Consider the following 26,316-nt stretch of genomic DNA (forward strand, 5'->3'; position numbering starts at 1 on the left):
AGCTGTTCTAAGAGATTACGATTGATTTAATAATCATTTTATGATGAGTTCTTTTATCTTAATAAGTTTTAAAGAACAGAACAAAACAGAACAGAATATAAGATTCTTGTCTATACGTTTTCCGCATTATATTTACCGTCTAAATTAAAGATTCCCCGTTTAAATTAGTACTTAATATATCACTAAATAGATTAAAGAAAGGACGTAGAGCTCTAAAGCTTTCATCAACGCTATCTATGAAATCAGGAGATAATACTTCAGCATCGGAAAATTTTTTAGAGGCAATAAATCCCTTTTTACGTAATAAATTTATATTAGGATGCCCCTTATCAAAACCTCTTGGAGCCGTTTTTAATTCAGAAAAACTTTCGAACTTTCCTCCAAAATTTGTTTTATAATTTTCATCTTTTAAAATATCTTTTATTTCTGACGCATCTAGCTCTATTTCTTTTCTAATTCTGAATAAATCTTCCTTACTAGGTTCCCAAAACCCACCAGCCAAAAAAGATTCTCCTGGTCTAATTCTTAAAAAATAGCCTCCCCTTAATTCTTTGCCTAATCTCGAAAATGAATTTGCAAAATGAGCTTTATAGGGTGTTTTATCTTTAGAGAAACGCACATCTCTATAAATACGCATCATTTTAGATTTTTCAATTTTATCATGCTTTTGCAAGTTTGCATGAATTTCTACAAATATATCTTTCGCATTTTGCTGCCCTCTTAAATAAGTTTCTTTATGATCTGCAAACCAATCTCTATTATTGTTTTTTTGTAAATCTTGAAGGTACTTGAAAGTAGATTTTTCTATTTGCATTTTAATAAATTTTAAAAGTTCAATTTACAAAATAGATTTGTAACTTCGATTTTAAGATGTATCAAAAAAGAAAAGATATTCAGAAAAGATATGAAGGATTTTTGCAAACAAATTGTTTGTGGAATGGCGCTATTATCTATGCGTTAAATCAATTTGATATTGAATCAAAATCCACGAAAATCGATGCCGAAATAAATGAAAAATTACGACTTGGAAAATATATAGAGCGCCTCGTTTCTTTTCAATTAAAGCAAGAAGAGTCTATTTCTATTATTTGTGAAAATATTCAAATTCAACAAAATAAAATTACTTTAGGGGAATTAGATTGCATTATTAAAAAAGAGAATACAGTTATTCATTTAGAAATTATTTACAAATTTTATTTGTTTGATGAAAGTGTGGGAACAACCGAAATTGACCATTTTATTGGACCTAATAGAAAAGACTCTTTAAAAGAAAAACTAGAGAAGCTATCAAAAAAACAACTACCTCTACTCTATTCTGATGAATGCAAAACGTATTTAAACAGTATCAATTTAGAGGCTTCAGAAATGGAGCAACAAGTATATTTTAAGGCACAATTGTTTGTTCCTTTTCAACATCAAAATAAACTTTCAACTTTAAATAAAAATTGTATTGCTGGTTTTTATTGCAATTTAAAAGAATTGCATCAATTTACAGATTGTAAGTTTTATATTCCTATTAAAAAAGATTGGATAATTATACCTCACAAAAATGTTTCATGGTTAAAATTCGATGAATTTGATATTGAATTAATAGAATATATAAATAGAAAATTTTCTCCACTTTGTTGGTTAAAAAAACAAAATGGAGAAATTTTAAAATTCTTTATGGTTTGGTGGTAAAATAAAAAGACATTCCTTTTGGGAATGCCTTTCAATATTGAGCTTACTTTAATTATTAATTAAATTGATCTTCATCATCTTTTTCAGTTTTCTTGTTCCATACCTTTATTTCATCTTCCATGGTTAAACCTTTTATAATTTCAACATTAACGCCATCAGAAGTTCCTAATTCTATAAATTTCTTGTCAAATTTGCCTTCTGCATTTTTAATCTCTACAAAAGGTTTTTCTGTTTTTCTATCAAATTGAAGCAATGATTCTTTGATAGACATTACATTATCTTTTTTCTCTAAAACTATTTCTGCATTTGCACTGTAACCTGCTCTAATAAAATAATTTTCATCTAAAGCAACATCTGCTTTAATTTTAAATTGAACAGCACCAGCTTCTTCTGTTCCTTTTGGAGCAATAAAATTTAAGTTTGCTGGAAATTTTTTACCCTCAATTGCTCCTAAAGAAATTTCAATAGCTGTTCCATTTATTAATTTACCAACCTCAGATTCATCTACTTTACCTTCAAATATCATCTTATTCATATCAGCAATTGAAGCTATAGTGGTACCCGCATTAAAATTGTTAGATTGTATTACTTGATCTCCTTCTTTAACTGGTATTTCCAAAATAGTACCAGACATTTGTGCAATTATACTTGTATTGGCGGCACTTCCAGAACTTGCTGATCCTCTTTTAATAATCATGTAATCATTCTCAGCATTTTTTAAATCTTGCTTAGATTGATTGTAATTAAGTTCAATCTGTTCAAATTCTTGTCTGGAAATAACCCCTTTGTCAAAAAGGTTCTTATTTCTATTATACTGAATTTTAGCATTATTTACACGGATTTTAATATTGTTAACTCTACCTTTAGCACTAATTAAAGATTGCTCATTAGGCACTACTCTTACAGTTGCAATTAAATCTCCTTTTTTTACTTTTGAACCTTCTGTCAATAATATTTTATCAATAATTCCCGTAATTTGAGGTTTTATTTCAATTTCTTCTAGCGGAGTTACTTTACCAGTAGCCACAGATTTTTTTATAATAGTAGTTTTAAAGGCTTTTTCAGTTTCATAAGTTATTGGAGAGGCGCTATTTTTTTTACCAAACCATATTAATACAAGTATTAATGCGACTGCTATGCTTCCAAAAATTAATATTTTTTTCATGTTTATTTACTGTTTATTATTATTGGGTTGTTATTCTTCTCTTAGTGCGTCAATTGGTTTCACAATCGTTGCCATATATGCAGGGATAAAACCTATGAGTGTGCCTAAAAAGACTAATACACTATAAGCAATTAATATTATAGGGATGTTTACTGTTGGATTTGTGAGCCAATCTTGAGAATCAATTAACATCAATATTAAGCCTCCTGCAATTATACCTAAAGAACCCGCTAATAAGGTTAAGAACAGAGATTCTAAAATAATCTGTTGTCTTACTATACCTGGTGTTGCTCCTAAGGCTCTTCTTATACCTATTTCTTTTGTTCTTTCCTTAACAGTTATTAGTAGAATATTACCAATTGCAAAAACACCAGCAATTAAAGTAGCGATACCTACAAACCATGTTAAAAATTGCATTCCTGTTAAAAAACCTGTAACTTTTGATATTTCTTTACCAAGATTAAATCCCCTAAAAGCTCTATTATCTTTAGGGTGTATATTATGAATATTTTTTAAAAGTAGTTTTACATCTGCTTCTACTTGAACAATATCAAATTCTTGTTTACCAGTAACCACCATCCATTGAAATTTATCTCCTTGGTTATAAACCAATTTAAATGTGCTAAATGGAATGTGTAAATTATTTTTACCTTCAAATCGTCCTGATTTATATACGCCAACAACTTGATATGAAATATTACTGACTTTTAAATAAGTACCAACTGCCTCTTCATCTTTATCAAATAATTCTTTATAAATTCCATCAGAAATCACACAGACTTTTCTGTTTTCATTAATATCTTTTTGATTTAAAAATCGACCATCGGTAAGTTTTTTCTTCTGAACTTTATCCAATAAGGGAAAATCACCAAAAACTGTAAAATTACCAGTTTTAAACCCATTAGTAACTTGACCACCAGTTGCGTTTCTTGGAACTACAAACTGAATTCCTTTAATTTCACTTCTAATTAAATCAACATCTCTAGTTGTTAATTTTATTTGTCTACCTTCTTGAAATCCTTTAAAAGGCATAGAAGTTCTACTGCCACTAATAAAGACACTATTAGTAGCAAAGTCTCCAAACATGCTATTAAAGCTATTTTCAATTCCTTTTGCTGCACCTAATAAACCAACCAAAAGTAAAATACCCCAAAAGGCACCAAAAATGGTAATTGCTGTTCTGGTTTTATTTTTACGAATGCTTCCGTAAATTTCTTGCCAAGTGTCTTTTTCGAATAAAAATTTCATATTAATCTGCGCTTAATGCTACTACTGGTTTTATTCTTGCTGCTCTTTTTGCTGGTAAATAACCTGCAATCATACCTGCTATTATTAAAGTAATAGTTGCACCTATTACAACTGGCCTTGAAACTCCTGGATTTAGAATAAAAAATGACTCTAAACTAGGACCTGCTAATTCTAAAATCCCAACACCTAAAATTAAGCCCAAATATCCTGAGAGTGCAGTAATAAAAATCGCTTCTTGCATGATCATTGCAATGATTGCTTTCGGTGTTGCACCAACTGCTTTTCTTATACCTAGTTCTTTTGTTCGTTCTTTTACGATGTAAACCATTATATTACTAATACCAACTACACCTGCTATTAAAGTTCCAAATCCAATAATAAAAATCAGAATTCCTAATCCAACCATCATTCCTGAAACTTCTTTGTTACTAGAAGCATAATTGTTAATTCTTATTCCTCTTTGATCATCAGGAGAAACGTTATGTTTTTTCTTTAACTCGCGTTTGATTTTATTACCAAAGGCTATAGCTTCATTTATACTTAAACTCGGATTGTAGGTAATACCAAAATCATCAACATAATTATTATTACCATATAATCTTTGCATAGTTGTAAATGGTGTATAAATGTATCTCTCATCACTATCTCCTCCAGAATCAGAGAAGACTCCAATAATTTTATAAATAATACCTCCAATTTTTAAATCTTTGCCGAAGGCACTTAATTGACCAAATAAATCTTTTTCGACCATTTTACCAATTACTATTACTTTCGATCTTTCGTTAATATCTCTATAATTTAAAAATCTACCTTCATTCATTTCTACTGACTCCAAAACTTGGTATTCTGGATAAACACCTCTAATTGTGTAGTTGTCTTTTTCATTTTTGTAAACAACATTAACACCTCTTTGAATTCTTGGACTAATTGTTTGAATTTTGCTTCCAAAGTTTTCTTTTAAAAACTTAAAATCGTCATTTTTAAATTGAACTCTTTTGCCTATTTGATTTCCTTTGTATGCTATTGTAGTATAATTAGACCAAATGTAAATGGAGTTCATGGAATCACCAGCAAATTCTTTTTTAAATGTATTTTGAAGACCATTGCCAATACCAAATAATAATGTAAATAATAAGATTGCAAAAGTTACTGTAAAGCCAGAAAGTAAAGAACGTAACTTGTTTTTACTAATACTCTGAAAAATTTCTCTCCAACGATCTAAATCAAACATATGTTAGACGGCTTTAGCTACTTTAGTTAATTCATCACTAATAATAATACCATCCTTTAAGCGAACAATTCTTTTTGTTTGCTCTGCCACTTCTTCTTCGTGCGTAATTACAAAAACAGTCATTCCTTCATCATTAATATCTTTCAATAAATCCATCACAGAATCTGTAGTTGTAGAATCTAATGCTCCAGTTGGTTCATCTGCTAAAACAACTTTTGGCTTTGTAACTAAAGCTCTTGCAATTGCAACTCGTTGCTTTTGACCACCAGAAAGTTCGTTGGGTAAATGATTAGCCCAATCTTTTAAACCTACTTTATCTAAATAATCCATAGCTACTGTCAAACGTTCTTTTCTGGCCATTCCTTTGTAATATAAAGGCAATGCAACATTTTCTAAAGCTGTTTTGTATGATATTAAGTTAAATGATTGAAAAACAAATCCTAAAAATTTATTTCTAAGAATAGCGGCTTTTTTTTCATTTAAATCCCTAATCAACTGCCCGTTAAGGAAATAATTTCCTTCATCATGTCCATCTAATAAACCAACAATATTTAATAATGTAGATTTACCAGAACCAGAAGATCCCATAATAGATACAAATTCACCTTCTTTGATATGTAAGTCAATACCTTTTAATACATGTAATTTTTCTTTTCCTATGGGGTAAGATTTATGTAGCTTTTCTATTCTAATCATTCGTTGGCTATTTTTTATGCAAAATTACTGATAGCTTTTAATAGCAGTTATTAATTTTTTGTTAAATCAATTACCAATAAAATACAATCATAAGACGCTTCTAATTCTATTATGTTACAAGAAAACTAAAAAAAGATGAAGTATCTTTGTCAATAATAAAAATTATGAAGCTTAAATGATTGATATTCCAAAAAATAAGAAAATAATTTTGTTTGATGGTATTTGTAATTTGTGTAATGACGTTGTTTTAAAATTGATTAAAATCGATAAAAAGAACACTTTTATGTTTGCTTCTTTGCAGTCTAAATCAGGTCAAGAACTTATAAATTATTTAAATATTGATGTTTCTAAAGTAGATTCTATTATTTTGTTTGAACCTGGAGTTTCTTATGATATAAAATCTACAGCTGTTTTAAAAGTGTTGCATAATTTTGGAGGTCTTTGGCTTTTATCACAAACTCTCTTCGTTTTTCCTGAAGGATTGAGAAATTTGATTTATGATTTTATCGCTAAAAACCGTTACCAATGGTTTGGAAAAAGAGAAAGTTGTATGCTACCAACACCAGAAATAAAAGCTAAATTTTTAGAATAATTTATTGAAATAAATGAAACTACCAAAAGAAGTAAAATGTGTGATTTTTGACATGGACGGGGTAATTATAGATTCTGAAGAAATTCATAAAAAAGCCTATTATGAAACCTTTGGTTCTATTGGTGTTACTGTTTCTGACGATTTATATAAAACTATTACGGGTTCCTCTACTATCAATGCTTTTCAAAAATTAGTTACCTATTTTAATTTGACTTTGAATCCTGAGGATTTGGTTTTGGCAAAAAGAAAGCGTTATGTGAATTTCTTCGAAAATGACCCAACTTTACATTTGGTAAAAGGTGTTGAAGAATTAATTAAGCATTTTTATGATAAAGGTTTCACTTTAATTTTAGCTTCTTCTTCTGCGATGGTAAATATTGATAGGGTTTTTAATAGATTTAAGTTAAACACCTATTTTACAGCAAAAATTAGTGGAGCAGATTTAAAAGCTTCCAAGCCACATCCCGAAATTTTTGAAAAGGCTGCTATTTTAGGTAGCACACCAAAAGAAAACTGTATTGTTATTGAAGATTCTGATAATGGTGTAAAAGCGGCAAATGATGCTGGTATTTTTGTTTTTGGCTATAGAAATCCCATGGCTGAAGACCAAACTTTAGAAAATGCTGATTTTGTAATTGAGGAGTTTAATGAGATAAAAGAATTAATTTAAAGTTATAAATGTTCAATGTAACTTTTAATAAAAAAAATCTTATTGAGGTTTGACAATTTTTAAAAATTTAACCTGAAATTATGTTGAAACATTAGATTATTTCATTTTAGTATGTATACATATTTTAGAAGTTAATTTCCTTTTTCCTAAAGATCCAGGTTTTTCTTCAGTGTCAAAATAAGGATAAACTTTACAGACTTAAACAAGTTCATTTTTTTAAAATATTTAATCAATAATTTTCTTTAAAAGATGGAATACTTTTTTTTCAATTACATCGACAGAGCCATCAGCAAAAAAAACATTTTTGATATCTCTAATTAAATCATCTTTCTCTTTTTGATTAAACTTATTTTCTGATACATATTGTTGTATTTTATTTAAATTATTTTCATCAGAATCAACAACAACTTCTGTGTGTATTCTATGAAATGTTTTTTTATCAACCTTAGAAAAAATATATGCTTGTTCCTCTTTTGATTCAAAAAAATTGCAATGAGCTGCATATAAAAGCACATATGCTTCAAACTCTTTTCTAGTCCAATTTAGTGTTTTCATTTTATTTTTTTATTGGCAAACCTTCTGTACTTGACCATTCTGTCCAAGAACCATCATATACAGCGTGATTTTTAATTCCTGATAATTCTGCTCCTAATGCTAAAATTGAAGCGGTTATTCCTGATCCACAAGAAAAAATAAATGCTTTCTTTTTTTTGTTTAATGTATTAAAAATTAATTTTAGTTCTTTTTCAGATTTTAGCATTCCGTTTTCTATAATTTCCGTGTAAGGTAAATTTACGGAGTTAGGAATATGTCCCCCTTTTATAGTAAGTCTAGGCTCTGGTGCTTTTGTATAAAAACGTCCTTTAGAACGTGCATCTACTATTAAAATGGTTTTATTTTCAATAGCAGAATATACATCATTTGTGAATTTTATTCTTTGAGGTTGGTAACTTGCTGTAAAATTACCTTTTTTAGAGGGATAATTTTCTAGATATTCAGTTGGATATTTTTTATATTTCCAATGCGAAAAACCTCCATCTAAAACAGCTATGTTTTTAAAGCCCATTAATTGAAACATCCACCAAACTCTTGGTGAGGAGTAAATGCCTAAATCATCATATACAACAATACAACTATCTTTGCAAATACCTATTCTCTGGGCACTTTCTTCAAATTCTTTAGGTGATAATACAGTATTAGGAAATCCAGCCTTTTGGTCAGAAAATGTATTTTTTATATCAAAATAAATAGCTCCTTTAATACATTGCTTATTATAAGCCGAAATTTCTTCATTTCCAGCTATTACTTTCGAAATAGAAGCATCTAAAATAACCAGATTTTCATTGTTTAAGTTTTTAAACAACCAATCTGCAGAAACTAAAGCTTTATCAATTTTTAAAGACATTTTGTATGCTAACTGTTCATTTTATTTTACTTCATCATAATGATCGTCCCATTCTTTTGGCTGTGGATTATCATGTAATTTACCAACAGATTTAGCCACAAGTGATGCTACTGTTGCGTCTCCTGTTACATTTATAACAGTTCTGCACATGTCTAATGGCCTATCTACAGCAAATATTAAGGCTAAACCAATGGCTAATTTATCAGCAGGAAAACCTACAGATTCCAAAACTATAACTAGCATTACCATCCCAGCACCGGGCACTGCAGCAGAGCCTATAGATGCTAATAGAGCGGTTAAAATAATAGTTAATTGATCTGCAAAAGTTAAATCGAAACCTAAAGCTTGAGCAATAAAAACAGCTGCAACTGCTTGGTATAGAGATGTTCCATCCATATTTATGGTAGCGCCCACAGGCAATACAAAACTAGAAACTTCTTTGTCTACACCTATATGTTCCTCAACTCTTTCCATAGTTACAGGTAAAGTTGCTGCACTAGAACTCGTAGAAAAAGCTAATAATTGTGCCGGACTTAATTGTTTTAAGAACCAAAATGGATTCTTTTTTGTAAAAACACTCACCAAAATCATATAGAAAACCACCATTATCAATAAACCACCAACAACCGTAAATGCATATTTTAATAGTGCCAATAATAAATCTGGATCATTCGAAGAAACTACCACATTTGCCAATAATGCAAAAACAGCATAAGGCGCAAAAAGCATAATTAAATCGACCATTTTAAGAACTACCTCATTTAAAGAATCAAAGAAGTCCTTTAAAGGCTTAGATCTTTTTTCACCAATTAATAACATTGATATTCCAAGGAAAATAGTAAAGAAAATTACTTGTAACATTGATTTATTATTACTCATTGCTTTCATTGCATTATCTGGAACCATATCGACCATAAATTGCAATGGACCACTCCCTTTTTGTCTAGAAGCTTCAGCAATCTTAGATTGAACTCCTCCACTATTTGCATAAGTATCCGTTAGTTTGGTAATAGTTTCTTCAGAGATTCCTTCTCCAGGTTTTACAATATTAACTAATAACAATCCAATTGTAATAGCGATAACCGTTGTGCCAATATAAATCCCAATTGTTTTTAGCCCTATATTTTTAAATTTAGAAATATCTTTTAAATCGGAAATTCCTTTTACCAAAGAAGCAATAATCAAAGGCACAGCAATCAATTTCAATAATTTTACAAAAATATTTCCAAAAGGATTTATCCAATTAGAAACAAAAGTTGCTCCTCCATCAACACTTGTCATGGCTAACCCAAAAAGGATTCCAATAACCATTCCTATTAAAATTTTCCAATGTAATGCTAGTTTTCTCATCTATTAGTTTAAAATTATTTCGATGTTGAAAGGTAAAAAAATATTTAAAATTAAGGGTGACTTTATTTGTATATTGTGTCATATTTTTAGAAAACATTTAAATTAATTATTAAAAACATAAAATGTCAGGAATTTTAGATTTATTAAATAGTGATTTAGGAAAATCAATTATATCAGAAGTTGCAGGCTCTACAGGGAATGATTCGGATAAAACAAGTAGTGTTTTAACGATGGCTTTACCCGTTTTGATGAAAGCGATGGAGAGGAATGCGGCTACTCCAGAGGGTGCTGAAGGATTAATGGGAGCTTTATCAGGAAAGCATGATGGTAGTATTTTAGATAATCTTGGAGGATTGTTTAGCGGTGGCGTTGACGAAACTATTAAACAAGATGGAGCTGGGATTTTAAAACATGTTTTAGGAAATAGACAACAAGGAGTTGAACAAATTCTAAGCCAGAAAGCAGGTATCGATGCTGGTTCTGTTGCCAACATTTTAAAAGTTGCTGCACCTTTATTAATGGGGGTTTTAGGAAAGCAAAAGAAAGAACAAAACATTAATAGTTCTGGAGATATAACTGGACTTTTAGGAGGTTTGTTAGGAGGAAATGATAGTAAAAATGAACAAAATTTTTTAGAGCAAATTTTAGATGCAGACGGTGACGGAAGTGTTGTGGATGATGTTGCGGGTATGTTTTTAGGTGGTGCTAAAAAACAATCTGGTGGAATTGGTGGTTTGTTAGGAGGTCTTTTCGGAAAATAAATTTGAACTTTTCAGTATTAGAAAAGCTCAAAACATTAATTTTGAGCTTTTCTATTACACCTTAGTTTTGTAACAAGAATTATAAATCTCTTCGTAAACAGGTAAAATATTTTGCAAAGAAAACTTTTTTGTATGTTCTTTTGCATTCCTTTTAAATTGATCTAAAATAGCATCCTCTTTTAGAATAGAAATTGCATTTTTGGCCATATCTTTTATATCTCCTAAATCACTTAAAAATCCTGTTTTACCTTGAATATTAACTTCTGGTAAACCTCCAGTATTGGTAGAAATAACTGCAGTTTTTGCAGCCATCGCTTCTAATGCAGCTAAACCAAAACTTTCTGTTTGAGACGGTAATAAAAACAAATCTGTATAACATAAAATTTTAACAGTTTCTGTGCTATTTCCTAAGTAAAAAACGTTGTCTGTAATGCCTAGTTTCTTTGTTAAAATTTCTGCTTTTGCTCTGTCCGGACCTTCGCCAATCATCAATAATTTAGAAGGAATTTCTTTTTGAACTTCATAAAATATTTTTATAACATCTTCAACCCTTTTTACAGGCCTAAAGTTACTTATATGTGTTAAAATTCGTTCATTAGGTTTGGCTAAAGCATCTCTTTTACATTCTTGATTTTCAGCTTTATCATATTTTTCAATATCAATAAAATTATAAACAACTTGTATTTCTTTTTTAATCTTAAAAAGATGATTTGTTGTTTGCTTTAAACTGTTAGAAACTGCTGTAACCACATCAGAATTATTAATACTAAATTCAACAGCTGTTTTGTACGTAGGATGGCTTCCAACTAAAGTAATGTCCGTTCCATGCAAAGTCGTAACTACTTTTATAGAAATACCTTTTTCCAATAACATTTGTTTGGCCATAAAAGCGGCATAAGCATGAGGAATAGCATAATGTACATGCAATACTTCCAGTTCATGTTTCTCAACAACTTCTACCATTTTACTCGATAAAGCTAACTCATACGGTTGGTATTGAAATAACGGATATTCTTCAATTAAAACTTGATGGAAATGCAATTTATGTGATAAGAAATCTAAACGAACTGGCTGATTATAAGTAATAAAATGTACTTCATGGCCATTGTCAGCCAAAGCCATTCCTAGCTCAGTAGCTACTACTCCACTTCCACCAAAGGTGGGATAACAAACAATTCCTATTTTCATATTATAATTGAAATATTTACTATTTTAAAATTAAAAAACTTAATCCATCAAATGTAAAGATAGTAGTATTCTTACATTTTAATTCCAAATAAAAACATAAAAAAACCCACAATAAAAATTGTGGGCCTAGTTATAAATTATAAAAACCTTTCGACTGCTCTCAAGACAACAATTTTAATAATCTCCTAAAGTCGCAGGATTTTGTGCTAAAGCATTTTCTAACTGCTCATCACTTGGTGCTTTACCATGCCAAGCATGTGTGTGCATCATAAAATCTACTCCATTACCCATTTCTGTATATAGTAAAATACAAACTGGTTTCCCTTTTCCTGTTAACGCTTTTGCTTCCGCTAAACCAGCTAATATTGCATCAATATCATTTCCTTTTTTCACCTCTAGAACATCCCAGCCAAAAGCTTCAAATTTTGCTTTAATGCTTCCCATTGGTAAAACCTCATCAGTAGAACCATCAATTTGCTTTCCATTTAAATCAATTGTACAAATTATATTATCAACTTTTTTTGCTGATGCATACATAATTGCTTCCCAATTTTGACCCTCTTGCAACTCACCATCTCCGTGTAAAGTATATACCAATTTATCATCTCCATTTAATTTTTTAGCTTGTGCAGCTCCTAAACCTACAGACATTCCTTGACCTAAAGAACCAGAGGCGATTCTAACGCCAGGTAAACCTTCATGTGTAGTTGGATGTCCTTGCAAACGAGAATCTAACAATCTAAAAGTAGCTAATTCTGAAACTGAGAAAAATCCACTATGTGCCAAAACGCTATAAAAAACCGGAGAAATATGGCCATTGGAAAGAAAAAATAAATCTTCATTATTTCCATCCATATCAAAGTCTGTAGAATACTCCATTACCTCCTGATACAAACAAGTAATAAATTCCGCACATCCTAAAGAACCTCCTGGGTGACCAGAATTTACAGCATGTACCATTCTTAATATATCTCTACGAACTTGTTGTGTAAAATCTTGTAATTGTTGTGTTGTTGGCATTTTGTTTTTTAATTTGTTGACAAAAATACAAAAGTGAATGAATTTGTATTCAGTTTTATAATTATTTATTTGATAATTATTAACAGTAGATGCTTTACTAAAATATAATTAAGAAGTTTGGTTATTTAAACTGTAGTAAATCTTTTAGGCTAAAAGAGATTATATTGTTATTATTTTTTTTCTATTATGTTTTTTGCTTCTTTTTCTTTGCCGCAGGAAATAAAACGTTATTTAAAATCAATCTATAACCGGGTGAAGTTGGGTGCAAGTCTAATTCAGTTTTTGGATCACCTATTCTATGTGTGTAATCTTCTGGATCATGACCTCCGTAAAAAGTAAACATCCCTTTTCCTTTTGTTCCATGAATATAACGTGCTTCTCTATTCGTTCTGTTTTCTCCTAAAACCAGCACATTCGTTTTTACTGTATTTCTATCAAAAGAAGTAGTTTGTCCCATAAAACCTTTTACTAAAGTTGTGTGATTTTGAGTTAACATTGTTGGTACAGGATCCCATTTTGCTGAAAATTCTATTAATGAAAAATAATCTGAAGTTTTTGGAATTTTACGTTTAGATGTCATATCTATTGAAGAAAACTCATAAGTTGTTGGACTTCGAACCAAATCAAAATCTTTAAAAGCCATAGTTTTATTATAATTAATTTTAGATTGATAATTAGGTGTTGTTGCATCTCCATCAAACATAGCTTCTGCGATATCAATTCCTTCTGCAGACAAGGCGATATCAAAACTATCAGTAGCAGAACACATGGCAAACATAAAGCCACCACCTATTACATAATCTCTAATTTTTTTTGCAACGGCTAATTTTTCTTCAGAAACTTTAATAAAATCAAGCTCTCGAGCTAATTTTTCTGCATTTTGTTTTCTTTGGATATACCAAGGAGCAGTTCTAAAAGAGCCGTAGAACTTTCCATATTGGCCGGTAAAATCTTCATGATGTAAATGTAACCATTCGTATAATAAAAGTTTATCCGCTAAAACTTCTTTGTCATAAATTACATCAAAAGGAATTTCTGCATACGTTAAAACCATGGTCACAGCATCGTCCCAGGGCATTTTGTCTTTTGGAGAATACACCGCAATTTTTGGAGCTTTTTCTAAAGTAACAGCATCTTTATTAGAAGATGGTGCAGCAATTTCTTGCAGAATTATTTGTGCCTTTGCATCAGAAATTATTTGATAAGAAACGCCACGTATTTTACATTCATTTTCAACAATTTTATTATTTTCTATTAAAAAAGCACCACCATCATAATTTAATAACCATTTAGATTTTAAGCCAACTTCTAGTGAGAAAAAGACAATTCCGTAAGCTTTTAAATGGTTTTTTTGATTATTATGATCCATAGGAACATAAATAAAAGAAGCCCAAATTGAGTTTGAGATTAGAAGAAAAGCAAGTATTGTTAGAAGTTTTTTCAAAGTAAAATTATCTATTTAGTTTGTTATTTTTGATATTTTTTAAACCAAGCCAAGGTATGAGAAACTTTACTGATTAAATTACTCGGTTTTCGAGCGATTCCATGAGATGCTTCAGGAATTTCTACTAAAACAGTTTCAATTTTCCTCAACTTTAAAGCATGGTATAGCTGTTTTGATTCACTTGGTGGGGTTCGTAAATCATCCATACCTACCATAACCATCGTTGGTGTTTCTATATTACCAACCAAAGATAATGGAGAAAACTTCCAGTAAGTTTCAAAATTTTCCCAAGGTTGACCTGGATAACGAGAATTCGCATATCGGAAATAGTTATCAGCAACTAGTGTTTTACTAATCCAATTCATAACTGGCTTTACAACAACTGCTGCCTTAAATCGATTGTTTTTACCGATTATCCAAGCGGTCATTATACCTCCTGCACTTCCTCCTGTAACATATAATTTATGAGTATCAACCACCCCTTTTTTTATTAAATAATCAACACCATCCATTACATCGTTATAATCTTGACCCGGGTAATTATGATACAATAAATTTGCAAACTCTTCTCCATAACTTGTACTTCCTCTCGGATTTGGGTAAAAAACCAAATATCCCTCTGCAGCATATAATTGTATTTCAGCAGTAAAACGGTCTCCATAATTTAAAATCGGACCACCATGATTTTCAACCAAAAGTGGATATATTTTTGACGCATCATAAAAAGGTGGCTTTACAATCCAACCCTGAATATCTCTTCCATCAAAAGAAGATTTGTACCAAACTTCTTCTGTTTTTCCAAGTATTTTATGACCTAAAACATCGTCATTTAAATTGGTAATAAGTTTTGTTCTTTTTTTATCTTGAATTACCGCCAGCTCTGATGGATATTCAGGTCTTGTTTGAGTATAAACTAGAGTACCGTTATTAGCAACAGAGTAAGAGCCAGAAGCATAAGGTCTTCCTATGGTTGTGCCTCCTAAATTATCTGCTAGTTTTGATATTTTTCCGTTTAAGGTTATATAAGCTACTTTTGAATTTCCTTTTTCGTCATAGGTGCAATACAAGCCTTTGCCTTCTCTATCCCATGCAATATTTGAAAGACTGTTGTCAAAATTATTGGAAATTGCCCTTCGATTCTTACCATTAGAATCCATTAAATATAAAATTCTATTTTGATGAGCTTGCACCTTATCTTTAAATCCTAAAAAAGCTACTTTATTGCCATTAGGAGAAACTTTTGGAGAAAAATCTGGTCCTTTTTGAGAAGTTAAAACCGTGATTACTTTCGTTTCTATGTTTACTTTATAAATTTCACTATTTCTAAAATCGTATTCCCAATCTTCAATACGATTTGCAGAAAAATAAATAGAGTTATCGCTAGGTGAAAAAGACAAACTACCACTATGATTGTAATTATCACTAGTTATTTGCCTAGGAGTACCACCTTGAGCAGGAATTATAAAAATATGTGTAAAACCAGGTTTCATATAGCCTCTACCATCCTGTTCATGTTTTAATCTATTTGTAATTCTAGCAGGTTTTGCCCAATTAGCACCTTTTGGCTTTGCTGGCATTTTTACAATAACCGGCGGCTTTTCTGCCTTAAACATGGTGAAAGCAATCTGCTTCCCATCTGGTGACCAAGTTATATTTCCCGGAGACATTTCTAACTGAGAAAGTTTAGCAATTTGTCCTGTTTTAACCCAATACATATAGAGTTCTGAACCTTCATCCGTAGAACTTACAAAGGCAATTCGATCTCCATTTGGTGACCATTTTGCTTGTGATTCGTTTACTTCTCTAGAGGTTAATTTTCTATGTAAAGAACCGTCACTGTTAAGAATCCACAGATTACCTTTAGGGTTATCTTTCATAATATCAAATCCGTTTCTTCTGTATATAATTTGAGAAGCATCTGGCGATATTTGAGGATTTGATGCCCATTCTAAAGAAAATACATCTAAAGAGTGAAAAGCTGTTTTTTGTTCTTGTGATGATACAATTTGGAAACTTATAAAAAATATTATGAAAATTAGAAAACGTTGCATAAAACTAGTATTAATGAGATGATTCTTCGATTATTCTACTTTGGATTAAAAAAATGTGAGTGTTTTTTTATTTAAAAACTAAAATACACAATTACTTTGAGGCAATTGTGTATTTGTAAAATTAGATTTTTTTTTAATGCTTAAAAAGGAACATCCTCACCACCAAAAGCATCTTTAGGCTCTATTCTTTGATCTGGAAAAACATCATCAGGGAAATCTGCATTCATAGAAGATTGAAATTCTGAACTAAAACCTTCTTCTAAGTCAGAGAACTTTGCTAAATGTCCAGTAAATTTTAAACGAATATTATCCAATCCACCGTTTCTGTGTTTTGCAACGATAAATTCACCTTGTCCTTCACATGGCGTATGTTCATCGTCATCCCATTCTGTCATTCCATAATACTCTGGTCTAAAGATAAAGGATACAATATCCGCATCTTGCTCAATGGCACCAGATTCACGTAAATCTGACAGTAATGGTCTTTTACTACCTCCACGAGTTTCTACTGCTCGCGATAGCTGTGAAAGCGCAATTACAGGAACTGCTAGTTCTTTAGCCAATGCTTTTAAATTTCTAGAAATCATAGAGATTTCTTGCTCACGATTCCCTCCTGATTTTCCCCCGGCTGTCATTAATTGTAAATAATCAATTACAATAATTCTAACATTGTGCTGCGAGACTAATCTTCGTGCTTTAGCACGTAAATCGAAAATTGAAAGTGATGGGGTATCATCTATAAAAATGGGTGCATCAGAAAGCTTTTTAACTTTTACATTTAATTGTTCCCATTCATGAGGTTCTAAATTTCCTTTTCTTAATTTCTCTGATGTTAAGCCAGTTTCTGAAGAAATCATACGTGTAATTAACTGCACAGAGGACATCTCTAAAGAAAATACAGCAACACCATGATTAAAATCAATCGCCATATTCTTTGCCATTGAAATTACAAATGCTGTTTTTCCCATACCAGGACGTGCAGCAATAATCACTAAATCTGATGGTTGCCATCCAGAAGTTAAGGCATCTAATTTTGTAAAACCGGTTTGTAAACCAGACATTCCCTCTTGATTACCTATTTCTTGAATTTTTTGAAGTGCTTGTTTTACAAGAGAACCAGCATCTTCAGAACTCTTTTTTAGGTTTCCTTGTGTAACTTCAAAAAGTTTGGCCTCAGCATCATCCAACAAGTCAAAAACATCGGTACTTTCATCATAAGCGTTTTCTATAATCTCACTTGAAATTGAGATTAATCTCCGCTGAATATACTTTTGTAAAATGATTCTAGCATGGAATTCAATATGTGCGGAAGAAGCTACTTTTTGAGTTAAACGAATTAAAAAGAAATCACCGCCCACAAATTCTAACTTTCCATTCTTTTTTAGTAAATTAGAGACTGTTAAAAGATCTATGGGTTCCGAGTTTTGGAATAATTCATAAATTGCAGCATAAATTTCTTTATGTTTCGAATCGTAGAAAGCGTCAGAACTTAAAATGTCTATAACATCGTCAATTCCTTTTTTATCAATCATCATTGCTCCTAATACAGCTTCTTCTAATTCTACTGCTTGTGGAGGAATTTTTCCTTTTTCAAGACTAATTAATCTCGATTTATCTATCTTTTTGCCTGATATAGGAGTCGTTTTTTCCATCTATACAAATGTACTTTTTTAGGTTGGATGTACTTTCTAAAAACGAACTTTAATTTGTGAACATATTTTGTAAACAAAAATGTTATTATCTTGTTAATAACCAGCCATCTTCTAAATTGAATTCCTATTTTTACTTCGTCAAATTCATTTTTTTCAAGGTTATTAAATCTTTTTCAAAATAAAAAAATAAAAAGTATAGCTAAATTTTACTGTTTGAAACTTAACAAAAAACATATTGTTTTAACCATTTTTCTACCAATTCAGATTCTTTTGTTGCAATTTGCTGCAAGTAATCCTGCATTTATAGAGTTTTATTACTCCAATGGAATTTATCCGGTTATTTCATCCTTTTTTAGAATTATTTTGGGTTGGATTCCTTTTTCAGTGGGAGACCTATTAGTAGCTTTTGGCTTATTTATTTTTATTCGGTTTTTAATTAGATTGATAAAAACTAGATTTAAAAACTTTATTCCTAAAATTATTCATTTTACAGCAGTTCTATCTGTCATTTATTTTTGCTTTTATCTTTTTTGGGGATTAAATTATTATCGAGAAAATTTGACTAAAACTCTAAAGTATGAACAACAAGAATATACCACAGAACAACTTCAAAAAGTTACTGAACATATTATTAAAAAACTTAATTACTATCAGCATAAAATTACAGAGAGCGATACTTTAAAAGTTGAGAACCCTTATAAGCAAAAAGAAATGTATATAATGGCTGCTACTGGATATGATAACCTGTCTAAAGATTTTCCGCAGTTAAAATATCAATTTAAATCTGTAAAAAGTTCTTTAATGAGTTTATTACAGACGTATAACGGGACCTCTGGTTATTTGAATCCCTTGACCGGTGAAGCGCAGGTTAATGACAGAATTCCTAAAACAAGTTACCCTACCACTACCTGTCATGAAATAGCACATCAAATTGGTTTTGCGGCAGAAAATGAAGCAAATTTTGTTGGGTTTCTAGCAGCAAATTATACAAATGATCTTTATTTTAAATATGCAAGTTATAGAATGGCTTTTGGGTATTGTATTTCTGAAATGAGAAAACGTGATAGAAATATTTCTAAAGAGCTTTGGAAAACTGTAAACAAAGGAATTGCTAAAGATTTTAATGCAAGTTATCAGTTTTGGCAAGTTTATAAAAATCCTTTTGAACCTATTGTAAAAATGGGCTATAATGCATACTTAAAAGCGAATAAGCAATCCAAAGGTGTACAATCTTATAACTATGTAGTTGACCTATTAATTTCTTATTTTCAAACTTCAAAGAATTTCTAGCTTCTTAAAATTTTGTTAAAACCTTAAGAATTAACTTTTATCAAAAAAGGTATCTATAAATTGAACCCTAATTCAAATATTTCAAACTACATGAAAAAAATATTATTCTTACTCTTTTTCTTGTCGCTTTCTGTGATGCATGCGCAAGATTATTTCCCAACGGATGCCGGAGTAAAAACTGTAGAAAACACAGTTTTCGCATTTACAAATGCAAACATTTATGTAACGCATGACGAGGTTATTAAAAAAGGAACTTTACTTATTAAAGACGGTAAAGTAATCAGTATTGGTAAATCTATAAAAATACCGAAAGGCACTCCAACCACAGATTTAAACGGAAAAAATATTTATCCATCTTTTATTGATATTTATTCTGATTTTGGAATTGCAAAGCCAAAAAGACAATCTAGATCTAGAGTAAGACAATACGAATCTGAACGTGAGGGCTATTATTGGAATGATCATATTAGACCCGAAACAAACCCTATTCATGATTTTAGGTTTGATTCAAAAAAAGCTAAAAGTTTTATTGCTGCCGGTTTTGGAGTTGTAAATACACATTTACAAGACGGAATTATTCGTGGAAATGGTTTATTAATTGCTTTAAATCCCAATTCTTCAAATGCTTACAGAATTTTAGAGACAAAATCTGCACAATATTTTTCATTCTCTAAAAGCGCAAAATCTAAACAAGCGTATCCATCTTCAAGAATGGGAGCTATGGCTTTATTGCGTCAAGTTTATAATGATGCAGATTGGTATGCGAAAGGTAACATGAAGAATAAAGATTTGGCTTTAGAAGCTTTAAATGGAAATAAAGATTTAATTCAAATTTTTGAAACAGATAATGTTTTAGATGCTTTAAGGGCAGATAAAGTTGGTGATGAATTTGGTGTTCAGTACACGATTGTTGGAAGCGGTCTGGAGTTTGAAAGAATAAATGATATTAAATCTACTAATGCAAATTTTATTATTCCTATTAATTTTAGTGCTGCTTATGATGTTGCAGATCCTTTATTAGCGCAACATATTTCTTTAGGAGATATGCGTAAATGGAATCAGGAGCCCTCAAATTTAAGTGTGCTTTCTAAAAACGGAATTAATTTTGCTTTAACAACTCACAAATTAAAGGATGTTAAATCTTTTCATAAAAACTTGCAAAAGGCTGTTGAATATGGTTTAAATAAAGAAAAAGCATTAGCTGCTTTAACTTCAATTCCTGCAAATATTATTGGAAACAAAAAAATAGGAAATTTAAAGGTAGGTAGTTATGCAAACTTTATAATTACTTCTGGAGATGTTTTTGACGCTAAAACTACTATTCATGAAAATTGGATTCAAGGAGATAAAAATGTAATTAATGAAATGAATATTAAAGATATTACTGGTGATTACTTTTTAAATGTGAACAACAAAAATTATGGATTATCAATTTCAGGAAAAGGAGCTAAGCAAACTGGAGTTATTAAAATCGGAGAAAAAAAAATTAAATCTAAATTCTCTTTTAAAAATAATTGGATTTCCATCACCTTAAACGATGAGGCTAATTTTACACGAATGTTAGGTAAAATAATAAACGCTTCAAATGTTATGGAAGGTGATGCTTTTGATACTGAAGGAAGGAAGTCTTTTTGGTCTGCAAGTAAACAAGTTAAGAAAGATGTCAAGAAAAAATCATTAAATAAATCAAAAAAAACAGGCATTACAGTTTTACCTATTACTTATCCTAATATTGGTTTTGGAAATTATGTACAACCTAAAACACAAACTATATTAGTTAAAAATACTACTGTTTGGACGAGTGAAGATGAAGGAATTTTAGAAAATACAGATGTACTTTTGAAAGATGGAAAGATATTTAAAATTGGAAAAGAATTGCGAGAAAGAGGTGCCACAGAAATTGATGGATCTGGCAAACATTTAACTGCAGGTATCGTAGATGAACATTCACATATTGCAGCATCAGCTATTAATGAAGGAGCACAAAACTCATCTGCAGAAGTAACTATTGAAGATGTTGTAGATCCTAATGATATTAATATTTACAGAAATATTTCTGGAGGAACTACTTCTGCACAAATTTTACACGGGTCTGCTAATCCAATCGGCGGGCGCTCAGCAATCATCAAACTTAAATGGGGAGAAAATGCAGATAATATGCTGTATAAAAATTCTCCAAAATTCATAAAGTTTGCTTTAGGTGAAAATGTAAAACAGTCTAGAAGTCCAAATGGAACGCGTTTTCCACAAACAAGAATGGGTGTTGAACAAATGTTTGTAGACTATTTTACGAGAGCTAAGGAATATGAAGTTAAAAAGAGAAGTGGAAAGCCATATAGAAAAGATGCAGAAATGGAAACTTTGGTTGAAATTTTAAACGGAGAACGTTATATATCTTGTCATTCTTATGTGCAATCGGAAATAAATATGCTGATGAAAGTTGCAGATAAAATGGGTTTTAAAATAAATACTTTTACTCATATATTAGAAGGTTATAAAGTTGCTGATAAAATGGCAAAGCATGGCGTTGGAGGATCAACTTTCTCAGATTGGTGGGCTTATAAATACGAAGTAAATGATGCTATTCCTTTTAATGCGGCAATCATGCATAATGCGGGAGTTACTGTGGCTATAAATTCAGATGATAGAGAAATGTCTAGACGTTTAAATCAAGAAGCTGCTAAAACCATAAAATATGGTGGAATGTCTGAATTAGAGGCTTGGAAAACGGTAACTATTAATCCTGCAAAATTATTACATATTGATGATAAAGTTGGAAGTATTAAAATAGGAAAAGATGCGGATGTTGTTCTTTGGAGCGATCACCCGATGTCTATTTATGCAAAAGTTGAGAAAACAATTATTGAAGGGAAAGTATTCTTTGACAGAGCTGAAGATGCTAAAAAACGTACAGCAATTAAAAAAGAAAAAAGCATATTAATTAATATGATGTTGAAAGAAAAAATAGGCGGAGGAAAAACCAAAGCACCTATGAAAAGAAAGGACAGAAACTTTCAATGCGATACTTTAGAAGAACTTAAAAGTTAGAAATGATGAAAAAAACAATATATAGTTTACTATTTTTCTTTTTAATAGGGAATTTAAATGCACAACAAACTCCAGCTGACAAGCAAAGCACAGCAATTTCTATTGAAGGTGCAACAGCCCATATAGGAAATGGACAAGTAATAGAAAATTCATTAATAATATTTAATGATGGTAAAATAACATTTGTAGGTTCTGCAATGGCTAAAATTGCAAGGCAAGGAAAAGTTATGAATTCCAAAGGGAAACACGTTTATCCTGGTTTTATTGCTGCAAATGCTTCACTTGGTTTGGTAGAAATCGATGCTGTAAAAGCTAGTGCAGATGCGGACGAAATAGGTGTAAATAACCCTCATATAAGAAGTTTAATCGCTTATAATGCCGAGAGTAAAATTGTCGAATCCATGAGGCCAAATGGTGTATTAATGGCACAGATTACACCTAGAGGAGGAACTATTTCTGGAACCTCATCTATTGTGCAATTAGATGCTTGGAATTGGGAGGATGCGGCAATTAAAGTAGATGATGCTATTCATTTGGAATGGCCAAGTAGCTTTTCAAGTGGCAGATGGTGGTTAGGAGAAGATCCTGCTTTAAAACCAAACAAAAACTATTCTAAAAATATAGGGAACATAAAATCTTATTTTATGAATGCAAAAAATTATTTAGGAAGTAATAATGCAAAGAAACATCTGCCTTATGAGTCTACAAAAGGTTTATTTGCAGGTTCTCAGAAGTTGTTTGTTCATGTTAATGGACAAAGAGAAATTACGGATGCAATTTCTCTTTTTAAAGAATTAGGTATTACAAAAATTGTAATAGTTCATGGAAATGAAGCTGAAGAAATTTCAGATTTATTAGTAAAAAATAATATTCCTGTTATCATAGATAGACCACATAGAAACCCAAATAGCGAAGATGATGCTTACGATTACACCTACACAATTGCTAAGGTTTTAACTGATAAGGGAGTTTTGGTAAGTCTAGGGATGGAAGGACAAATGGAAAGAATGAATACTAGAAATTTACCTTTTTATGCAGGCACATTAGCAGCTCATGGTTTAGATAAAGAAGTTGCTTTAAAATTGCTAACCTCTAACACCGCAAAAATTTTAGGAATAGATGATTTCGTTGGAACTTTAGAAGTTGGAAAAGATGCAACGTTATTTATTTCTGAAGGCGATGCTTTAGATATGAGAACAAATATTTTATCGGATGCTTTTATACAAGGAAGAAAAATTAGTTTAGAAACACATCAAACAAAACTTTGGAAACGGTATTCAAAAAAATACAAAACGAAATAAAAAAACGAAAATTAATATAAAAAAAAGTCTTGAAATCATCAAGACTTTTTTTTTATTTAATTTTTTATTAAATTTAACACACTAAGTAATAAATAAATAACCTAAATATGAAAAATAAAATACTATTTATCTGTTCAGTTTGCCTAATAGTTTTTGCTTTTATTGAACTCTCATTTCTTTCAACTTTAGGAGTGCCTACTGTTGAAGATGTTTATGGAGGAAGAATAAAAGCCATTAATGGATATTCATTTCATCCTGATTCTACAAGAATTTTTGTAGCAACGAAAAGTGCAAATTCAGTCTTTTATGCCGATGTTTTAAGCAACAGTGCTACTCCAAAAATTGAACAATTTAAGGTCGTTGAAAGTTTAGACAATATGAATAATTTTGGATCTGGTATTCAAAATGTGCAAATACATGAATTATCAGAAAGTATTTATTTTATAAACTCTTCTAATGAGTTATATACAACAAATATAAGTTTGACTTCAGCAAATAACACAGGATTTTCTTCAGTTAATCAATTACTAATACAAGATAATTATATTTTTGCAGCAGGTGCAGGACAGCTTAATTTTGGAACATTAGATGTTTCGAATAATTATACAGCTGGGTCTGGTTCTTCAATTTCTTTCCCTTCAGTTACAAATATATTTTACTTTATAATTCATCCTATTTCAAACAAAATGTATATTTTTAGTAAAGGGACATCGCCTCAACTTTTTGTTTCATCAGATACTTATGATAATTTTTCAGGAGCAACAACATTTTCAGATATCTCTCCTACTCTAACAAGTGCTTCTGTAAATTGGACAGGTTTTGGTATAGGTCCTGATGGAAGATTCTTTGTAGGTGGAAATGATAATTCATCAAAATTCATTGCTTATTCTGATGATAGTGGTGCAACATATTTAGAATATAATTCTTTTATTATTGGAACGTCAGGAACTAATTTTGATTTTTCAGGGACTTCAACTTCATATCATGTGCTTTTTGCATCTATGTTCAGTAACAATAACGGGATTGATGGTACTTGGTCAAAATTTGGAACATCATCGCATTATACGCACCCTAATGATGGTGTTGTTTTTGTAGACCCAAATAATTCAAATATTTATTATTCGACATCAGATCAAGGATTGGGAATTTCATATAATCAAGGACAAAATGTTTCAAGCGCAGATGATGGTATTGAAGCCGTTCAGGTGAATGATATGGAAATGACTTCTGACAAAAAAACAGGTTGGATAGCGTCTAAATCTGGAATCAGAAAAGTAACAAATTATGATACATCTCCAGTATGGACAAATTCACTTTGGCCAAATAGTGATGGATCTAGTTATTATTCAATAGCAATGAAACCTTCTGATGATGCCACGGCGTATGCCGGTAATGTTAGAGTTTACAAAACCAGTAATAATGGTGTAAATTGGACAAAAGTATTTACCCCAGAAAATTCACCATACAACTATCCAAATGTTGGTACACAAATAAAAGCTTTAACAATCTGTCCTTTTGACGAAAATATTGTGTTTGCAGGAGTAGAAATTCAAGGAACAGATAAAGGGGGGGTATTTATTTCTGAGGATGCTGGAAATACTTGGTCACAAGTTTTATTACATTCAACATCTGGTAGCAAAGATGTTGACGTTAGAGCTATTTCTTTTACAAATGAATATGGTACAATTAATGCTTATGTAGGTGTTGATTATACTGGAGCTGGTTCAGGATATAGTATTTATAAAGTTACTCAAACTTCTGGTGGATGGAGTGTGTCTCAAGATATGAGTTCATCAGGAACAAGCACAGGATCAGTTATTGTTGTTACTATTAATGATTTAGATTATAATGTTAATACCAATACAATTTATGCAACTGGAACAGATGCAGGAACAAATCATCCAGTTTCATATTACAAACCTTTAGGAGGTACTAATTTATGGACAGTAAATACCTCTTCTGGATTTCCAACTTCAACAGCTACAATAAATAAACAAGGAAAAGCTATTGTTCATGACGGAACAAATACTTTATATTGTGCAGTAGATCATGAAATTTATTATTTAACTAGCAGTTCTTCTTCATGGACATTAGGCTATTCTTACCCCGTAGGAACAGAAATTAATTGTTTATTTTATGATGAATTATTGGTCGGTACTGATACGGGATTATATGCACAAGCAGATCCAAGTAATACTGCAAGTATTGATGATTTTGAGTCTAATTTAATAACGACCTATCCAAACCCTGTAAATTCAGAGAACTATCTTAGTATAACATATGATTTTGAAATTCAAAATCCAACATTTAGAATTACTTCTCTACAAGGAAAATTGATAAAGGAATATCAAAAAAACTACGTTGTTAACTCTAATAATAAATCTAAAATCAAAATTGAAAATATCAGTAAGGGTGTTTACTTACTTTCCATGTATTCTAAAAAGAAAAAAATAATTACTAAAAAAATAATCATTGAATAAACAAAAAGGCCTAAAATTATTGGCCTTTTTTTTGAAGCTTATTT

The 26,316-nt window shown here is 30.7% G+C and carries 21 protein-coding genes; 8 read left to right on the forward strand and 13 right to left on the reverse strand.

Going from position 1 to position 26,316, the window contains the following annotated elements; translation table 11 throughout:
- Nucleotides 1-139 precede the first annotated feature (139 nt).
- On the reverse strand, nucleotides 140-814 hold the full coding sequence (locus ATE90_RS05820) for a DUF2461 domain-containing protein (protein ID WP_036786358.1): 675 nt from the start codon (nucleotides 812-814) through the stop codon (nucleotides 140-142).
- A gap of 56 nt (nucleotides 815-870) precedes the next feature.
- Between ATE90_RS05820 and ATE90_RS05825 the strand changes: the two genes are divergently transcribed.
- A complete protein-coding gene (locus ATE90_RS05825; protein ID WP_036786356.1) occupies nucleotides 871-1,680 on the forward strand; it encodes a DUF1853 family protein in 810 nt (269 codons plus the stop codon).
- Nucleotides 1,681-1,735: 55 nt separating this feature from the next.
- On the opposite strand, the gene ATE90_RS05830 is transcribed toward ATE90_RS05825, so the two are convergent.
- Genes ATE90_RS05830 through ATE90_RS05845 form a run of 4 tightly spaced genes read right to left on the reverse strand, consistent with a single transcriptional unit; the run spans nucleotide 1,736 to nucleotide 6,020 of the window.
- A complete protein-coding gene (locus tag ATE90_RS05830; protein WP_091954026.1) occupies nucleotides 1,736-2,845 on the reverse strand; it encodes an efflux RND transporter periplasmic adaptor subunit in 1,110 nt (369 codons plus the stop codon).
- Nucleotides 2,846-2,875: 30 nt separating this feature from the next.
- A complete protein-coding gene (locus tag ATE90_RS05835; protein ID WP_036786351.1) occupies nucleotides 2,876-4,093 on the reverse strand; it encodes an ABC transporter permease in 1,218 nt (405 codons plus the stop codon).
- 1 nt (nucleotide 4,094) lies between these two features.
- The gene (locus tag ATE90_RS05840; RefSeq protein ID WP_036786349.1) at nucleotides 4,095-5,324 is read right to left on the reverse strand and encodes an ABC transporter permease; all 1,230 of its coding nucleotides are present in this window, start codon (nucleotides 5,322-5,324) and stop codon (nucleotides 4,095-4,097) included.
- Between the two features lie 3 nt (nucleotides 5,325-5,327).
- A complete protein-coding gene (locus ATE90_RS05845; RefSeq protein ID WP_036786347.1) occupies nucleotides 5,328-6,020 on the reverse strand; it encodes an ABC transporter ATP-binding protein in 693 nt (230 codons plus the stop codon).
- A 175-nt stretch (nucleotides 6,021-6,195) separates the two neighbouring features.
- On the opposite strand from ATE90_RS05845, the gene ATE90_RS05850 reads away from it, so the two are divergent.
- Both ATE90_RS05850 and ATE90_RS05855 read left to right on the forward strand, forming a co-directional pair.
- A complete protein-coding gene (locus ATE90_RS05850) occupies nucleotides 6,196-6,612 on the forward strand; it encodes a thiol-disulfide oxidoreductase DCC family protein (protein ID WP_036786345.1) in 417 nt (138 codons plus the stop codon).
- 13 nt (nucleotides 6,613-6,625) lie between these two features.
- Complete coding sequence (locus ATE90_RS05855; RefSeq protein ID WP_036786343.1) at nucleotides 6,626-7,282, forward strand: HAD family hydrolase; 657 nt, start codon at nucleotides 6,626-6,628, stop codon at nucleotides 7,280-7,282.
- A gap of 225 nt (nucleotides 7,283-7,507) precedes the next feature.
- Here ATE90_RS05855 and ATE90_RS05860 read toward each other — a convergent pair whose 3' ends face one another.
- From ATE90_RS05860 to ATE90_RS05870, 3 genes are read right to left on the reverse strand one after another with little or no spacing between them, the layout of a single operon-like run.
- Entirely contained in the window at nucleotides 7,508-7,837 is a 330-nt protein-coding gene (locus tag ATE90_RS05860; protein ID WP_091954019.1) for a hypothetical protein, read from the reverse strand.
- 1 nt (nucleotide 7,838) lies between these two features.
- On the reverse strand, nucleotides 7,839-8,687 hold the full coding sequence (locus ATE90_RS05865; protein ID WP_036786339.1) for a sulfurtransferase: 849 nt from the start codon (nucleotides 8,685-8,687) through the stop codon (nucleotides 7,839-7,841).
- A 21-nt stretch (nucleotides 8,688-8,708) separates the two neighbouring features.
- Nucleotides 8,709-10,037, reverse strand: coding sequence for a dicarboxylate/amino acid:cation symporter (locus tag ATE90_RS05870; protein ID WP_036786337.1), 1,329 nt, complete (start codon nucleotides 10,035-10,037; stop codon nucleotides 8,709-8,711).
- Between the two features lie 122 nt (nucleotides 10,038-10,159).
- Here ATE90_RS05870 and ATE90_RS05875 point away from each other — a divergent pair, with 122 nt between their 5' ends.
- Entirely contained in the window at nucleotides 10,160-10,798 is a 639-nt protein-coding gene (locus tag ATE90_RS05875; protein ID WP_036786335.1) for a DUF937 domain-containing protein, read from the forward strand.
- Between the two features lie 54 nt (nucleotides 10,799-10,852).
- On the opposite strand, the gene bshA is transcribed toward ATE90_RS05875, so the two are convergent.
- The 5 genes from bshA to dnaB all read right to left on the reverse strand — a co-directional run bounded on the left by bshA (nucleotide 10,853) and on the right by dnaB (nucleotide 18,153).
- Nucleotides 10,853-11,986, reverse strand: a complete 1,134-nt coding sequence (gene bshA / locus ATE90_RS05880; RefSeq protein ID WP_036786333.1) for an N-acetyl-alpha-D-glucosaminyl L-malate synthase BshA — start codon at nucleotides 11,984-11,986, stop codon at nucleotides 10,853-10,855.
- A 174-nt stretch (nucleotides 11,987-12,160) separates the two neighbouring features.
- Entirely contained in the window at nucleotides 12,161-13,006 is an 846-nt protein-coding gene (locus tag ATE90_RS05885; RefSeq protein ID WP_036786331.1) for a transketolase, read from the reverse strand.
- Between the two features lie 184 nt (nucleotides 13,007-13,190).
- The gene (locus tag ATE90_RS05890; protein WP_036788205.1) at nucleotides 13,191-14,375 is read right to left on the reverse strand and encodes a hypothetical protein; all 1,185 of its coding nucleotides are present in this window, start codon (nucleotides 14,373-14,375) and stop codon (nucleotides 13,191-13,193) included.
- A 98-nt stretch (nucleotides 14,376-14,473) separates the two neighbouring features.
- Nucleotides 14,474-16,501, reverse strand: a complete 2,028-nt coding sequence (locus ATE90_RS05895) for a S9 family peptidase (protein ID WP_101451035.1) — start codon at nucleotides 16,499-16,501, stop codon at nucleotides 14,474-14,476.
- Nucleotides 16,502-16,641: 140 nt separating this feature from the next.
- The gene (gene dnaB / locus ATE90_RS05900) at nucleotides 16,642-18,153 is read right to left on the reverse strand and encodes a replicative DNA helicase (RefSeq protein WP_036786327.1); all 1,512 of its coding nucleotides are present in this window, start codon (nucleotides 18,151-18,153) and stop codon (nucleotides 16,642-16,644) included.
- 213 nt (nucleotides 18,154-18,366) lie between these two features.
- On the opposite strand from dnaB, the gene ATE90_RS05905 reads away from it, so the two are divergent.
- The 4 genes from ATE90_RS05905 (at nucleotide 18,367) to ATE90_RS05920 (ending at nucleotide 26,272) form a co-directional block, all read left to right on the forward strand.
- Nucleotides 18,367-19,443, forward strand: a complete 1,077-nt coding sequence (locus tag ATE90_RS05905; RefSeq protein WP_101451036.1) for a DUF3810 domain-containing protein — start codon at nucleotides 18,367-18,369, stop codon at nucleotides 19,441-19,443.
- Nucleotides 19,444-19,533: 90 nt separating this feature from the next.
- Entirely contained in the window at nucleotides 19,534-22,491 is a 2,958-nt protein-coding gene (locus ATE90_RS05910; protein WP_180335179.1) for an amidohydrolase family protein, read from the forward strand.
- A 5-nt stretch (nucleotides 22,492-22,496) separates the two neighbouring features.
- On the forward strand, nucleotides 22,497-23,792 hold the full coding sequence (locus ATE90_RS05915; RefSeq protein WP_036788203.1) for an amidohydrolase family protein: 1,296 nt from the start codon (nucleotides 22,497-22,499) through the stop codon (nucleotides 23,790-23,792).
- Nucleotides 23,793-23,899: 107 nt separating this feature from the next.
- The gene (locus tag ATE90_RS05920) at nucleotides 23,900-26,272 is read left to right on the forward strand and encodes a T9SS type A sorting domain-containing protein (RefSeq protein WP_081958167.1); all 2,373 of its coding nucleotides are present in this window, start codon (nucleotides 23,900-23,902) and stop codon (nucleotides 26,270-26,272) included.
- The last annotated feature ends 44 nt before the right edge of the window (nucleotides 26,273-26,316 follow it).

The sequence above is a fragment of the Polaribacter sp. Hel1_33_96 genome (genome assembly GCF_002846595.1).
Taxonomy (GTDB): Bacteria; Bacteroidota; Bacteroidia; order Flavobacteriales; family Flavobacteriaceae; genus Polaribacter.

Bases quoted from the DNA above. Each gene is read 5' to 3' on its own strand.
- ATE90_RS05820 (WP_036786358.1), bottom strand. From the start codon at position 814: ATGCAAATAGAAAAATCTACTTTCAAGTACCTTCAAGATTTACAAAAA.
- ATE90_RS05825 (WP_036786356.1), top strand. From the start codon at position 871: ATGTATCAAAAAAGAAAAGATATTCAGAAAAGATATGAAGGATTTTTG.
- ATE90_RS05830 (WP_091954026.1), bottom strand. From the start codon at position 2,845: ATGAAAAAAATATTAATTTTTGGAAGCATAGCAGTCGCATTAATACTT.
- ATE90_RS05835 (WP_036786351.1), bottom strand. From the start codon at position 4,093: ATGAAATTTTTATTCGAAAAAGACACTTGGCAAGAAATTTACGGAAGC.
- ATE90_RS05840 (WP_036786349.1), bottom strand. From the start codon at position 5,324: ATGTTTGATTTAGATCGTTGGAGAGAAATTTTTCAGAGTATTAGTAAA.
- ATE90_RS05845 (WP_036786347.1), bottom strand. From the start codon at position 6,020: ATGATTAGAATAGAAAAGCTACATAAATCTTACCCCATAGGAAAAGAA.
- ATE90_RS05850 (WP_036786345.1), top strand. From the start codon at position 6,196: ATGATTGATATTCCAAAAAATAAGAAAATAATTTTGTTTGATGGTATT.
- ATE90_RS05855 (WP_036786343.1), top strand. From the start codon at position 6,626: ATGAAACTACCAAAAGAAGTAAAATGTGTGATTTTTGACATGGACGGG.
- ATE90_RS05860 (WP_091954019.1), bottom strand. From the start codon at position 7,837: ATGAAAACACTAAATTGGACTAGAAAAGAGTTTGAAGCATATGTGCTT.
- ATE90_RS05865 (WP_036786339.1), bottom strand. From the start codon at position 8,687: ATGTCTTTAAAAATTGATAAAGCTTTAGTTTCTGCAGATTGGTTGTTT.
- ATE90_RS05870 (WP_036786337.1), bottom strand. From the start codon at position 10,037: ATGAGAAAACTAGCATTACATTGGAAAATTTTAATAGGAATGGTTATT.
- ATE90_RS05875 (WP_036786335.1), top strand. From the start codon at position 10,160: ATGTCAGGAATTTTAGATTTATTAAATAGTGATTTAGGAAAATCAATT.
- bshA (WP_036786333.1), bottom strand. From the start codon at position 11,986: ATGAAAATAGGAATTGTTTGTTATCCCACCTTTGGTGGAAGTGGAGTA.
- ATE90_RS05885 (WP_036786331.1), bottom strand. From the start codon at position 13,006: ATGCCAACAACACAACAATTACAAGATTTTACACAACAAGTTCGTAGA.
- ATE90_RS05890 (WP_036788205.1), bottom strand. From the start codon at position 14,375: ATGGATCATAATAATCAAAAAAACCATTTAAAAGCTTACGGAATTGTC.
- ATE90_RS05895 (WP_101451035.1), bottom strand. From the start codon at position 16,501: ATGCAACGTTTTCTAATTTTCATAATATTTTTTATAAGTTTCCAAATT.
- dnaB (WP_036786327.1), bottom strand. From the start codon at position 18,153: ATGGAAAAAACGACTCCTATATCAGGCAAAAAGATAGATAAATCGAGA.
- ATE90_RS05910 (WP_180335179.1), top strand. From the start codon at position 19,534: ATGAAAAAAATATTATTCTTACTCTTTTTCTTGTCGCTTTCTGTGATG.
- ATE90_RS05915 (WP_036788203.1), top strand. From the start codon at position 22,497: ATGAAAAAAACAATATATAGTTTACTATTTTTCTTTTTAATAGGGAAT.
- ATE90_RS05920 (WP_081958167.1), top strand. From the start codon at position 23,900: ATGAAAAATAAAATACTATTTATCTGTTCAGTTTGCCTAATAGTTTTT.